We start from the raw sequence: 12,339 nt of genomic DNA, 5'->3' as shown, positions 1-12,339 counted from the left end.
AGGCGGACACAGGCATGCTCAGGGGCCTAGCGTGTTCCCGTGCAGACGATCTTTCATGCGGCGCTCCTGGTCGCCGCGATCCTCTGCCTCAGCGACCTGATCCTGGGTACGGCGCGCTTCGCGCAGTCGCTGCGCCGGAAACGACCGGCCGAACGGGACGTCCTCGGCCGCCGCTGGCTGCCGATCCCGGAGCTCGGGTTCGGCATGTGCGCGTTCTGCTGCCCCGGGCTGGTGACACTCGGTCTGACCCACCACGACGCGGACAACCTGCCGACCAAGCAGATCCTGCTCGCCGCTCTGGTCTTCGGGTACGCCGGGGCCGTGCTGTCCCGGATCGTGCGTACTCCGGGCCCGGGTGGACGCCGGTTCCGGCTACGTGCCGGCCTGCTGCTGGGCCTCCCGGCCCTGTTCGGGCTGGTGTTCGGTCTCTCCGGCGTCGTCTGACCGTCGAGCCTTGTACCACGGCACGATCCGCTCGAGCGGCGCGAACGCCAGCCAGCAGACCACTGTCGGCAGGAAGTGGATCAGCAGGATCGCCGTGTTCGCCGCGTGGAACCCGAGGAAGAACAGGGCCCCGAGCAACTGCCACCGCCCCTTGAGCCACAGGATCACCGGCGAACAGAACTCCCCGATGATCCCGACCCACTGCATCACATGCAGCATCCATGGGTGGTGGAGCAACCACTCGCCGACCGGGTGCGGCCGCCGCACGATCGCCCACGTCAACACTGCACTCCCGGGCCAGGTCAGCACCCATCCAGCACTGCGCAGTTTCGCGATCGAGGACAGGAAGTACGTCGCAATCACGCAGATCTGGATGCACCGGATCGCCCACCCGGCCGCCTCCGACCGGGTCTGATCGCCGTACGACGCCCGCCCCCGCCGCGCACCGCCGACGGTCGGCAGCACCCACAGCGCGATCACCAGCGCGAGGTGGTCGTGGTCGACCTTGCCGTCGCTCATCCCGATCAGCACCCACCACGTGAACGCCGGCGCCACGATCCAGCCCGCAACCCGCGGGAAGTAGTTCGACGCTCCGACCAGGCAGGCCGCGATCAGCACGAAGTACAGGGCGGTCGTGTTCGCGACTGACGGCTTCGGCAGGTCGAGCAGGCGCGCGAGCAGGAGTGGTTGGTAGAGCCCGGGGTGCTCGCCCTTGTCGCGGGTGTCGCGGACGAACGCGTGCATGTCGAGGATGACGAACAGGTACAGGACCGTCCGCAGCCACGCGATCCGCGCCAAAGCGATCGCCGGTGTGAACCAGTTGACGGCCCTCACTTGCGCACCTCCCACGTCGCCAGGACCTGGGACGTCGGCGGTCCTTCGACCCGGCCCTTGACCAGCTGGGTGGTGTCGCGGATCAGTTCGAGCTTCACGTACTGCGGCTTGTCCGGGTGCTTGCGCGCCCAACCGTCCGCGACCTGCTGCAGCAGCGACGGGTTCGCCACGATCTCCCCGGTCCGCGCCTCGATCTCGGCACGTGCCACTCCGGCGCCCTCGATGTTCAGCGGTACGTCGACCGTCGTACCGGCGTCCGTGACCGCGCTGACCCGGGTGTAGTCGATCTTTGCGTCGTCCGGCACGGACATCGCGTACTGCGACATCGGCCCGAACGGCCAGGCGTCGTCGGATGCGCGCACCGATCCGTTGATCAGCAGACCGATGCCGACGACCGCGACGACGACCCGCAGGACCTTGCCGCGGGGCCCCAGTCGCACGACCTCGTGCTGGTCCTGCCGCCCCTCCTGACTCAGTGTCACGACGTCATTAGATCATTCCGGTTTGGACCCCTTGACGGTAGGGAATTTTCTAAAGCATGACCGCCCCAGAAAATATCCAACATGCCCAGAGGTCGGCACTGCTGTCCCGGCGTACCCTGCTCGGCGCGACCGCCGGCGGCGTACTGCTCGGCGGCGCCCTCGCCGCAGCCTCGCCCACAGCAGCGCTCGCCGCCCCCGCGCCGCGCTGCTACACGCGCACCGAGTGGTCGGCGCGCCCGCCCAAGTCGGCGACCCAGGTGATCGGCAAGCCCGACCACATCGTCATCCACCACACCGCGAGCCCGAACGTCACCGACTACTCGCTCGCGGCCGCGTACTCGGTCCAGCACTGGATCCAGGACCTGCACATGGACACCAACGGCTGGATCGACATGGGCAACCAGCTCACGATCAGCCGCGGCGGGTTCCTGATGGAGGGCCGCAGCAAGTCGTTGTCGGCGATCAACAACGGCCAGAACGTCCTCGGCGCCCAGACCGCGAACGAGAACAGTCACACGATCGGCATCGAGCACGAAGGCATCTACGTCACCGAGAACGTGACGGTCGCGCTGTTCGACATGTCCGTGCTGACGTGTGCGTGGTTGTGCACGAAGTACGGTCTCGATCCGCATGTCGCGATCGTCGGGCACCGGGACTACAACACGACGCAGTGTCCGGGTGATGTGTTCTACGCGCGCTTGCCGGAGCTGCGCGACAGGGTCGCCGCGGTTCTCCTCGGCTGATACGTGATCTTGCGGATCAGCAGCTCGAACGGGCCGCGGTAGTTGGCGCGCCGCATCCGGTCGGCGAGCAGTACGGTCGCCAGCCAGGTCGCGACGGCGAGCAGGGCTGTCGTCGTAATGGTGAGCGTGTGCGAGAGATCGAGCAGGTACGGCGTGAACACGACAGCCCACACCACTGACTGGGAGAGGTAGCACGTCAGGGAGCGTTGTCCGACGGCGGCGATCGCCAGGCAGACCGGGCCCTGGCGACCGCCGTCGTCCTTGCTGAGCCTGCGCGCGATCAGGACGATCAGCGCGGCGTACCCGAAACCGCCGAGGACACCGCTTGCGTCGTGCAACGGTCCGAGGATGGACAGCGCATGGTCGCCCGGTTCGGGGAGTACGCCGCCGACCACCAGCGAGACCGGGAGCGCGCCGGCGATCGCGGTCGTGAGGCCCAGGAGTGCCGTCGTACGGAGCAGGGTGAGGTGCTGCTCCGGGCGTTCGAGGACGCGGCGGCGGCCGGCCCACAGGCCGATCAGGAACGGCGTCACGAAGCCGATCCAGCCGAGACCCGCGATGAACGGCTGGACGACGATCCGATCGGCGAACTGGCCGAGGAAGGCCGGCGGGAGCATCGCCGGATCGGCCGCGTCGGAGGAGGTCGCGAGCGAGTCGTTGCTCGGCAGCGCGGTCAGGACCAGGACGAACGCGGCGACGATGAACAGCCAGCGGTCCTTCCAGCGCAGGGCCCACACGCCGAGGAACAGGAGCACGCCGTACGCCGCGAGGATGTCGCCGATGTAGAGCAGCATCGCGTGCAGGAAACCGAGGACGACCAGGACGAGGCTGCGCCGCCAGAGCAGCTTGCGGATCGGCCACCAGTCCTGGCCCGCTTCGCGTTGACGCCGGACGATCTGTGCGACGCCGTACCCGAACAGCACGCCGAACATCGGGAAGGCGCGGCCGTCGACGAAGGTCGACATCAGCAGGCCGACCACGCGATCGACCGCCGGGCCGCCGGTCGGGAAACCGCCGAAGACGCGGTCGCTGGAGACGAAGTAGTGCGAGTTCGCGAGGGCGATGAACAGCAGCATGAACCCGCGCGCGAGATCCGGTCCCAGCGCCCGCTCGGTCAGTCCGGTCGGACCTGCTTGGGTGCTCATGGCATCCAGTCAATCGGCGCAGGACCGGGGTCACATCCATCCAAAGTCCCTCCGGGCGTGAACCTTGGTCGCTGTTCCATAGAACGATGCACGACGAAGCCTTGACGCGCTGGCAACGCGGGTGGTCCGCGTCGCGCGGTTGGACCGATTACCAGCAGGTCGACGACGTCACCGTCGTCCGCGTCGACGAACCGGAGCGGCGGGTCCAGTACGTCGCCAGCGAGGAGAACGCGACCGCGGCCGCCCATCTCGCGCTGACCGACTGCCATCCGCCCGGCACGTCCTGGCTGGCGATCGCCACCGACGACCCGGATCGCCTCGCCGCCGGCCTCAAACCGCTCGAGCCGGTCCGCACGGAGTGGCTGATGACGATCAGCCTGGCCGACCAGGCGTCGTACCCGGTGCCGCCGCCGTACATCCTCGAGGTGTCCGCGACGCCTTCCGTGATCGACGTACAGATCTGCGGGTACGGCGAGGTCGCCGCCAGCGGCCGGATGGCCGTACTCCACACCGGCGCAGTCGCCGACCTGATCACCACCGAGCCGGCCCATCGCCGCCGCGGCCTGGCCCGAGCCGTCATGACCGCCCTTGCCCACGCCGCCCGCTCCCACCCAACCACCACCGCCCACCTATCCGCCTCCCCCACCGGCCGCGCCCTCTACGAGTCCCTAGGCTGGACCACAGTCACTCCCCTCCTCGTCGCCCGGACGGCAGGAACTCCGACGTGAAACAGATCATCGCGTTCACCGGGCTGCCGGGCACCGGCAAGTCCACGCTGGCCGAGGCACTCGCCACCGAAACCGGCGCCGGCGCCGGCTGGAAGGGCGCCGGCGTGGGATACCCGGGTGGCACGAAGTGGGGTGGGATCACGTCGAGCGGATGCTGAGTGAGTATCCGCAGTTGGACCGCGAGCGGCTGACCCTGGACGCGATGGAATCGTTGACCGGGAACCTTCTTCGGGTCGGTACGTACATTCGGCGTACGTAAGAGGTTGGAGAGGGCGGTGGGGATGATGGGCCGGACCCAGTAATGTGCTCCCGTGCCTCAACTCCGAGTGGCTCTTGCTCAGCTCAACGTGACCGTGGGTGATATCGCCGGCAACGCGGACAGGATCGTCGCGTGGACCCGGAACGCGGTCGAGTTAGGCGCGCACGTGGTGGCCTTTCCGGAGCTCGGGCTGACCGGGTACCCGGTGGAGGATCTGGCGCTCCGCGCGTCGTTCGTGGACGCGTCGCAGAGCGGGATCAACGACCTCGCCCAGCGGCTCGCCGACGAAGGGCTCGGCGACGTCGTCGTGGTCTGCGGGTACCTCGACCGAGCGAGCGGTACGGCGATGGGCGTCGACCGCCTCGGCCGCCCGAAGGGCTCCCCCACCAACTCCGCCGCGGTGATCCACCAAGGCCGGGTCGTCACCAGCGCGGTGAAGCACCATCTGCCGAACTACGGCGTCTTCGACGAGTTCCGGCACTTCGTCCCCGGCAACACGCTCCAGGTGATCCGGATCCACGGCATCGACGTCGCGCTGGTGATCTGCGAGGACCTCTGGCAGGACGGCGGCCCGGTCGCCGCCACCCACGAAGCCGGTGCGGGCCTCCTGCTCGTCATCAACAGCTCGCCGTACGAGGCGAACAAGGACGACACCCGCGGCGACCTGGTACGCCGCCGCGCCCGCGAGGCCGGCTGCGCGCTCGCGTACGTCAACCTGGTCGGCGGTCAGGACGAGCTCGTCTTCGACGGCGACTCGCTGGTGGCCGATGCCGACGGCAAGGTGTTCGCCCGCGCGCCGCAGTTCGAGCAGGGCAGCATGATCGTCGACCTGGACCTCCCGGCCGCCTCGGGTACGCCGGAAGGCACCCACGAAGGCATCGAGATCGTCCATACCGTGCTGCAGGAAGACCCGGTGCCGCCGTACGACGCGATGGAGCCGGTGGTCGCGCCGCACCTGTCCGACGAGGCCGAGATGTACGGCGCGATCGTGACCGGCCTGCGCGACTACGTGCTGAAGAACGGCTTCAAGTCGGTCCTGCTCGGGCTGTCCGGCGGCATCGACTCGTCGCTGGTCGCCGCGATCGCCTGCGACGCGATCGGCGCCGAGCACGTCTTCGGGATCTCCAACCCGAGCGTCTACTCCAGCGACCACTCCAAGGACGACGCCGCCGAGCTCGCCGCACGGACCGGCCTGAACTACCGGGTGGTGCCGATCCAGCCGATGGTGCAGCCGTTCCTCGACACGCTCGGCCTGACCGGACTGGCCGAGGAGAACCTGCAGGCCCGCGTCCGCGCGGTGATCTGGATGGGCCTGTCGAATGCCGACGGCCACCTGGTGCTTGCCTGCGGCAACAAGTCCGAGCTGTCCGTCGGCTACTCCACCATCTACGGCGACGCGGTCGGCGGGTACGCACCGTTGAAGGACGTCCCGAAGACGCTGGTCTGGCGGCTCGCGAAGTGGCGGAACGCGGACGCCAAGGAGAAGGGGCAGCAGCCCCCGATCCCGGAGAACTCGATCGTCAAACCCCCGTCGGCCGAGCTTCGCCCGGGGCAGCAGGACACCGACTCGCTGCCGCCGTACGATCTGCTCGACGACATGCTGGACGACTACGTCGAACAGGACCGTGGCAGTGCGGAACTCGTCGCTGCCGGGTTCGACACCGAACTGGTCACGAAGGTGATCCAGCTCGTCGACCGCGCGGAGTACAAGCGCCGGCAGTACCCACCGGGCCCGAAGATCACGCACAAGGCCTTCGGCCGGGACCGCCGGTTGCCGATCACGAATGCATGGCGTGAGGACGCACGAAAGGCAGCCGAGCACTGAGCGACTCCTGGCGGTACCGCCCATCAGCAGACAACCCGTGGGGCTCGTCCGACGACCTGCACGATCGCTCCGGCCTGCCCCGTGACACCTACCCGGACGATGTGAGCGATCGCTCACCGTCAGCCGGTGGCGCTCACCCTCCGCAACGGTGGGACGATGGAAGCATGGTTGACAACTTCCTGTCGGCCGGTACCTCAGACGACGACGAGGAGTTGCCGTCGCCGTACGGGACCGGACCGAAGAATCGGACAACCGAGGAGCAGCGCCGCTCGGACTACGACAACGACACCTGGCGGGACCGTGGCTCAGGTCTCGACCCGTCGCCGTCCTTGCCGAACGCACCACGGACGTACGAGCGCGGCCCGGTGCCGCAGCAGCCGTACGTGCCGAAGCCGCCGTACCTGCCGACCGCTCCGCCGCCGTCACAGCACCAGCCGCGGCAGCAACCGCCGCAGCAGCCGCCGCAACGGCCGGAGTACTACGGCGATGCGCGCGAGGAGTCGTACGAGCGGCCCGGGTACCAGGAGCAGAGTCCGTTCCGGCCGCAGCAGCCGCCGGCGCAGCAGACCCCGCAAGCACCGCAGCCGCCGCAGCAAGGGCGGCCTAGTCCGTTCGGTCCGGGGAGCAACGGCCGAGCACCGCAGCCCGGTGCACCGGGTCAGCCCGGTGGGCAGGCACCGCGTCCGCCGGCTCTGCCGCAGTCGAGCAACGGAGTGAGTCAGCGGCCGCCGCACGCGTCGAACGGCAGTGCCAACTGGAGTGGACAGGCACCGCAGCCCTCCCCCACACCGCAGCCGCACTCACCGGCCCAGAGCAACGGATTGAGCAACGGGCACAGTAACGGGATCAGCAATGGCGTCACCCCGAGCAATGGGTTGAGCAACGGCCTCGGGCCGCAGCAGCAACCGCGGCAGGCGCCACCTGCCCAGCCCCAGGAGCCGGCGCGCGCACCGGAAGCTGCACAACTACAGGAGCCACGCCAAGAGCAGTCACCACGTCCGGAGCCGGCGGCACGGCAGGAGCAGTCGCCACACGAGCAGAGGGCTCGGCGAGAGCTCGCCGCGTTGCAAGAGCAGCTGGCGCGTCAGGACAGGGAGCAGGCCTCGCGACACGAGCAGGAGCCCGCACCGCGGCCGGAGCAGGCGGCTCGACCGGAGCAGGCCGCTCGGCCGGAGCAGGCCGCTCGGCCGGAGCAGGCCGCTCGGCCGGAGCAGGCCGCTCGGCCGGAGCAGGCCGCTCGACGAGACGAAACTCCGCGGCAGAGTCAGGCGCCGAGGCGCGAGGACGCTGCGAGGCAGGAGCAGGCTCCGCGCCCGGCACCTGCGCCTGCGCCTGCGACGCCCATGGACACACAGACGATCACGGCGTACATGCCGGAGATGATCGAGGGGTATCCGCAGGACCAGGCGCGGGACAACGGGTATCTGTCGGACCCGAGCGCGGAGTACGAGAGCAACGCGCCGGTCAGTGAAGAGCCGGACGGGCAGCGTCCGGCCGGAGCGCGTCGACGGGCGAACGTCCAGCAGGATGCGCCGAGTCAGATCGAGGCCGAGCCGGTCTCGTCGCATCGTGCGGCGCGTCGCGCGCAGGTGTCCGCGAGCACCGCGGCCGGGCCCGACGGTCCGTCCGCGACGAGCGGCGACCAACCGCCTCAAGGCGGCTCGAGCGACCCGGCCAAGCGCCCGCGGCGGTACCGCGTCCACCATCTGCGCGACTTCAAGAACCGCGGCGAGAAGTGGGCGATGCTGACGGCGTACGACCAGTACACCGCCGAGATCTTCGACCAGGCAGGCATTCCGGTACTGCTCGTCGGCGACTCCGCCGCGAACAACGTCTTCGGGTACGACACGACCCTGCGGGTCACCGTCGACGAACTGATCCCGTTGGCACGTGCGGTCGCCGGTGCGGTCGAGCGGGCGCTCGTCGTCGCCGACCTGCCGTTCGGTTCGTACCAGGCGTCGCCGGAGCAGGCGTTCCACACCGCCGTACGGTTCATGAAGGAAGCCGGTGTGCACGCGGTCAAGCTCGAGGGCGGCCGGAACATGGTGCCGATGGTCGAGAAGCTGACGCAGTCCGGCATCCCGGTGATGGCGCATATCGGCTTCACGCCGCAGAGCGAGCACAGCATCGGCGGGTACCGCGTCCAGGGTCGCGGCGATCAGGCCGCCGGTCTGATCGACGACGCCGTCGCGCTGGCCGAGGCCGGTGCGTTCTCGGTCGTCCTGGAGATGGTTCCCGGCGATGTCGCCGCCGAGATCACCAAACGCGTCCCGATCCCGACCATCGGCATCGGCGCCGGCCGGGACACCGACGCGCAGGTGCTCGTCTGGCAGGACATGGCCGGGCTCCGCGCCGGCACCATGCCCCGCTTCGTCAAGCAGTACGCCGACCTTCGGGGCATCCTCACGACCGCAGCCGCAACCTACGCAGCCGAGGTCGCCTCCGGCGCCTTCCCAGGAGACGAACACACCTTCTAGGCCACTCCTCGTGGTGTCCGGGTAGCTCTCCGGATACCCCGGCGAACTCTTGTTCCCCAGGTTTCGCGGGTTCAGGATGTTTGCGGCAAAAGGGGAGGCCCGATGAGAATTCGTCGATTGATTGTTGCCGCAGGCGTCTCGTTCGCGCTGGTTGGTGGAGTAATCAGCTCCATTCCGGCCGCGAGCGCCGTACCGTCCGGAACATCCAGCCCGTCCACTTCGAAGCCGGCGAGCTACACGCCACCGCCGGTGCAATGGGGTGCCTGCACAAATCCGACTCTGGTCAGCCGGGGCGCGGAATGCGGGTACGTCGTCGTACCACTCGACTACGACCATCCGAGCGGGACGAAGATCCAGCTCGCGGTGTCCAGGGTCAAACACAAGACACCCGACGCGCAGGCGCAGGGTCCGATGCTGGTGAACCCGGGCGGACCGGGCGGTTCCGGATTGATCTACGCGATCTTCGGTGAGTTCGTGCCGAACGGCGCCGGCGACGCGTACGACTGGATCGGTTTCGATCCGCGCGGTGTCGGTTCGAGCAAGCCCGCGTTGAGCTGCATCCCGGACTACGCCGGCTACAACCGTCCGCTGTACGTCCCGGTCACACCGAAGCTCGAGCAGATCTGGATCCAGCGGTCCAAGGCGTACGCGAAGGCCTGCAACAGTGCACAGCACGCGCTGCTCGGCCATCTCACCACGCTCGACTCGGTCCGCGACATGGAGAGCATCCGCAAGGCGCTCGACGCACCGCAGATCAACTACTACGGGTTCTCCTACGGCACGTACCTCGGCCAGGTGTACGGCACGCTGTACCCGAACCGCTTCCGCCGCGTCATCTTCGACGGCGTCGTCGACGCGACCCGCGTCTGGTACCAGGCCAACCTCGACCAGGACATCGCGTTCAACAAGAGCGTCAAGGTGTTCTTCGCGTACGTCGCCGCGCACAACTCCACCTGGCATCTCGGCACCACCGAGCGTGTGGTCGAGGCCCGGTACTACGCCGAACTGCGCAAACTCGTCGGCCATCCCGCCGACGGCAAGATCGGGCCGGACGAGTGGAACGACATCTTCACCCAGGCCGCGTACTACGTGTACGGCTGGGTGGACGTGGCGAACGCCTTCGCATCGTGGGTCCACGACGGTGACGCCGCTCCCCTGGTCGACCTGTACGGCGGCCCGCCGTTCGACGACAACGGGTACGCCGTCTACCTCGGAGTGTCCTGCACCGACGCGAAGTGGCCGACCAACTGGAACACCTGGCGCCGTGACAACTGGAGCATCTACGCCAAGGCGCCGTTCCTGACCTGGAACAACGCCTGGTTCAACGCCCCGTGTGCCTTCTGGCCCGCGAAGGCCGGCAACCCGGTGAAGGTCGACGGCCGTCACGTTCAGGGCGCCCTGCTCATCAACGAGACGCTGGACGCGGCTACGCCGTACTCGGGCGCCTTGCAGACGCGCAAGACGTTCCCGAACTCGGTCCTCATCGAAGGTGTCGGCGGTACCACGCACGCGGGCTCGCTGTCCGGCGTGACCTGCACCGACGACCTCATCGTGGCGTACCTGCAGACCGGCGCACTTCCGGCTCGTCAGCCAGGCAACCACTCCGACGTGAAATGCCCACCGGTCCCGGCACCGCAGCCGGACACCGCGCTCGCATCGGCCGCCAAGGCCAGTTCAGGCGCTAGCGCGCTTCGTCAGGAGCTCAGATCCACGGTAGGGCCGAGCGTTCGGTCCAGTATTCCTCGGGCTGCTGGGTGAACTCGGTCAGGGGTCCGTCAAGTCGATAGGCGAGGTTGCTCGCCAGTTGGGAAGCAGTCGTGGCTCCACTGAGGACTATGTCGGCCCAAGGTTGAGCCACAGCTGCGCCGATCGCCAGCGCGTCGGGAGCGACTCCGTGCTGGTGCGCGAATGCGTTGAAGGGCGTCTCACCGGCGTGGCTGGTGAGGCGCCCGTTCGCGACTGCCTCCTTGACGACGACGAACCAGCCGGCTTCGTGCGCCTCGGCGAGGGCGGGGCCTACGGAGGGCTCCAGGACGTTCCAGGTCGCCTGGACGGCCGAGAACGGCGTACCCAGGTCGACTGCCTTGCGGAGAGTCTCGGCCTGGCGTGGTCCGCTGGTGGAGAGGCCGACGCGCACCCCTGAGTCGGCGAGCTCGCCGAGACGGTCGAGCAAACGCTTGTCGTCGAGCGCGGGACTGTCGGCCGTCAGGCTGTGGACCAGGTAGAAGTCCGGCGGCCCACCAAGCGCTTGAAGGGTCTCCGGCCACTGCCGTTCGAAGGTGGCGAGGCCGTGGTCCTTCACCTCGTGCGTCGCCGCGTCCTGCCGCCACTCGCCGACGTACGTGTAGCCCCACTTCGAGCCGATGGTGAGCTGAGCGCGCCGCTCCGGCGTCAGCCACTCCCCGAGGAACTTCTCGGCAAGACCGTACGAACGGGCGGCGTCGAAGTACCGAACACCGGCCTGCCAAGCCTGCTCCAGCAACTCGTGCGTGCGGGCCCGCAGGTCCTCGACCGCACGCCCCGGCGGGAGATCCTCGTCGTGCCCGAGGTTGATGTACCCCGGACGCCCCAACGCCGCCAGCCCAAGACCGATACTCGCCATGCCATCGATCGTAGATGTCTCCGGCAACTATGTGAGACTCGCCGCAACACTCGACGTGGGGCGGCTCAGGTCCCTTACCGTTTTGTGGTGTGAGCGAATCTCAGCTGCCACCACCAGGAACGGTCCGACGCCGTACGACGGCCCGCGTGCTGCCGGTGCGTCCGGACGGCAAGGTGCTGCTGCTGCACGGATGGGATCCGCTGAAGCCGCAGACGCCGTACTGGTTCACGATCGGCGGTGGCGTCGAGGCCGGCGAGACTGTCGGCGACGCGGCCAGCCGTGAACTGCGCGAAGAGGTCGGCATCGTGCTGCCGGCCGACGCGCTCGGCACGCCGGTGGCGACGAACACGATCGAGTTCGAGTGGGGCGGGTGCCAGATCATCCAGCACCAGACCTTCTTCGCGGTCGCGGTGGACCGCGTCGACGTGACGTTCGCGAACCAGGAGGAGCTCGAGCTGCAGACCATCAGCAAACACGGCTGGTGGTACGGCGACGACCTCGAGGCGACCGGTCAGGCCGCGCACGTGACGATCCCCGGTCTGCTCCGGCAGGCCGCCGACGCGATCACGCTGCGGCGCGCGTCCTAGCGGGTCCGCGCCTCTTTGAGGACCTTCTTCGGAACCTTCTTGTCGACCTTGTAGTGGACCTTGTCGATCCGCTCCGCGCAGCCTGCCTTCGACAGGCGCAGCAGGACCACCGGGCACTTCTTGCACCTCGGCTTGTCCTTGCAGCATTTCTTCTTCGCGGTCATCGACGGCACCCGGCGAGTGTAGGTGAGGCATACCTAACCGTCTAGGTGA

Annotated in this window: 13 protein-coding genes; 8 read left to right on the top strand and 5 right to left on the bottom strand. The window is 68.5% G+C overall.

Annotated features, from left to right (window positions below):
* Positions 1 to 39: 39 nt before the first annotated feature.
* Entirely contained in the window at positions 40 to 444 is a 405-nt protein-coding gene (locus OHA18_RS29150; RefSeq protein WP_328998513.1) for a hypothetical protein, read from the top strand.
* Here OHA18_RS29150 and OHA18_RS29145 read toward each other — a convergent pair.
* On the bottom strand, positions 373 to 1,278 hold the full coding sequence (locus OHA18_RS29145; RefSeq protein WP_328998512.1) for an HTTM domain-containing protein: 906 nt from the start codon (positions 1,276 to 1,278) through the stop codon (positions 373 to 375). The genes OHA18_RS29150 and OHA18_RS29145 overlap by 72 nt on opposite strands.
* Positions 1,275 to 1,760 carry a hypothetical protein gene (locus tag OHA18_RS29140; protein ID WP_328998511.1) on the bottom strand — a complete coding sequence of 162 codons (486 nt, stop codon included), beginning with the start codon at positions 1,758 to 1,760 and terminating at the stop codon, positions 1,275 to 1,277. Before OHA18_RS29140 ends, OHA18_RS29145 begins: the two co-directional genes overlap by 4 nt.
* Positions 1,761 to 1,816: 56 nt before the next feature.
* Between OHA18_RS29140 and OHA18_RS29135 the strand changes: the two genes are divergently transcribed.
* Positions 1,817 to 2,503 carry a peptidoglycan recognition protein family protein gene (locus OHA18_RS29135; RefSeq protein WP_328998510.1) on the top strand — a complete coding sequence of 229 codons (687 nt, stop codon included), beginning with the start codon at positions 1,817 to 1,819 and terminating at the stop codon, positions 2,501 to 2,503.
* Here the strand turns inward: OHA18_RS29135 and OHA18_RS29130 are convergent.
* Complete coding sequence (locus OHA18_RS29130; protein ID WP_328998509.1) at positions 2,449 to 3,648, bottom strand: DUF418 domain-containing protein; 1,200 nt, start codon at positions 3,646 to 3,648, stop codon at positions 2,449 to 2,451. The two genes, OHA18_RS29135 and OHA18_RS29130, sit on opposite strands and share 55 nt — an antisense overlap.
* Before the next feature lie 86 nt (positions 3,649 to 3,734).
* Between OHA18_RS29130 and OHA18_RS29125 the strand changes: the two genes are divergently transcribed.
* The 5 genes from OHA18_RS29125 (at position 3,735) to OHA18_RS29105 (ending at position 10,695) form a co-directional block, all read left to right on the top strand.
* Positions 3,735 to 4,376 carry a GNAT family N-acetyltransferase gene (locus OHA18_RS29125; protein WP_328998508.1) on the top strand — a complete coding sequence of 214 codons (642 nt, stop codon included), beginning with the start codon at positions 3,735 to 3,737 and terminating at the stop codon, positions 4,374 to 4,376.
* Positions 4,373 to 4,534: an AAA family ATPase gene (locus OHA18_RS29120; RefSeq protein WP_328998507.1), complete on the top strand. Its 162-nt coding sequence runs from the start codon at positions 4,373 to 4,375 to the stop codon at positions 4,532 to 4,534. Before OHA18_RS29125 ends, OHA18_RS29120 begins: the two co-directional genes overlap by 4 nt.
* Positions 4,535 to 4,687: 153 nt before the next feature.
* On the top strand, positions 4,688 to 6,460 hold the full coding sequence (locus OHA18_RS29115; protein ID WP_328998506.1) for an NAD+ synthase: 1,773 nt from the start codon (positions 4,688 to 4,690) through the stop codon (positions 6,458 to 6,460).
* A 164-nt stretch (positions 6,461 to 6,624) separates the two neighbouring features.
* Positions 6,625 to 8,937 (top strand): 3-methyl-2-oxobutanoate hydroxymethyltransferase, encoded by a 2,313-nt coding sequence (panB, locus tag OHA18_RS29110; RefSeq protein WP_328998505.1) that lies wholly within the window; start codon positions 6,625 to 6,627, stop codon positions 8,935 to 8,937.
* Positions 8,938 to 9,039: 102 nt separating this feature from the next.
* Complete coding sequence (locus tag OHA18_RS29105) at positions 9,040 to 10,695, top strand: alpha/beta hydrolase (RefSeq protein ID WP_328998504.1); 1,656 nt, start codon at positions 9,040 to 9,042, stop codon at positions 10,693 to 10,695.
* On the opposite strand, the gene OHA18_RS29100 is transcribed toward OHA18_RS29105, so the two are convergent.
* Positions 10,640 to 11,539: an aldo/keto reductase gene (locus tag OHA18_RS29100; RefSeq protein WP_328998503.1), complete on the bottom strand. Its 900-nt coding sequence runs from the start codon at positions 11,537 to 11,539 to the stop codon at positions 10,640 to 10,642. The genes OHA18_RS29105 and OHA18_RS29100 overlap by 56 nt on opposite strands.
* Positions 11,540 to 11,628: 89 nt before the next feature.
* Here OHA18_RS29100 and OHA18_RS29095 point away from each other — a divergent pair, with 89 nt between their 5' ends.
* A complete protein-coding gene (locus tag OHA18_RS29095) occupies positions 11,629 to 12,126 on the top strand; it encodes an NUDIX hydrolase (protein WP_328998502.1) in 498 nt (165 codons plus the stop codon).
* On the opposite strand, the gene OHA18_RS29090 is transcribed toward OHA18_RS29095, so the two are convergent.
* The gene (locus tag OHA18_RS29090) at positions 12,123 to 12,299 is read right to left on the bottom strand and encodes a hypothetical protein (protein ID WP_329006219.1); all 177 of its coding nucleotides are present in this window, start codon (positions 12,297 to 12,299) and stop codon (positions 12,123 to 12,125) included. The two genes, OHA18_RS29095 and OHA18_RS29090, sit on opposite strands and share 4 nt — an antisense overlap.
* Positions 12,300 to 12,339 lie beyond the last annotated feature (40 nt).

The organism is Kribbella sp. NBC_00709, from assembly GCF_036226565.1.
Classification (GTDB): Bacteria; Actinomycetota; Actinomycetes; order Propionibacteriales; family Kribbellaceae; genus Kribbella.
Note: the sequence above shows the minus strand (reverse complement) of the source record. Positions and strands in the feature narration are given on the sequence as shown.

Excerpts from the sequence above, each read along its gene's own strand:
- OHA18_RS29135 (WP_328998510.1), top strand. The coding sequence starts at position 1,817 with ATGACCGCCCCAGAAAATATCCAACATGCCCAGAGGTCGGCACTGCTG.
- OHA18_RS29130 (WP_328998509.1), bottom strand. The coding sequence starts at position 3,648 with ATGAGCACCCAAGCAGGTCCGACCGGACTGACCGAGCGGGCGCTGGGA.
- OHA18_RS29125 (WP_328998508.1), top strand. The coding sequence starts at position 3,735 with ATGCACGACGAAGCCTTGACGCGCTGGCAACGCGGGTGGTCCGCGTCG.
- panB (WP_328998505.1), top strand. The coding sequence starts at position 6,625 with ATGGTTGACAACTTCCTGTCGGCCGGTACCTCAGACGACGACGAGGAG.
- OHA18_RS29105 (WP_328998504.1), top strand. The coding sequence starts at position 9,040 with ATGAGAATTCGTCGATTGATTGTTGCCGCAGGCGTCTCGTTCGCGCTG.
- OHA18_RS29100 (WP_328998503.1), bottom strand. The coding sequence starts at position 11,539 with ATGGCGAGTATCGGTCTTGGGCTGGCGGCGTTGGGGCGTCCGGGGTAC.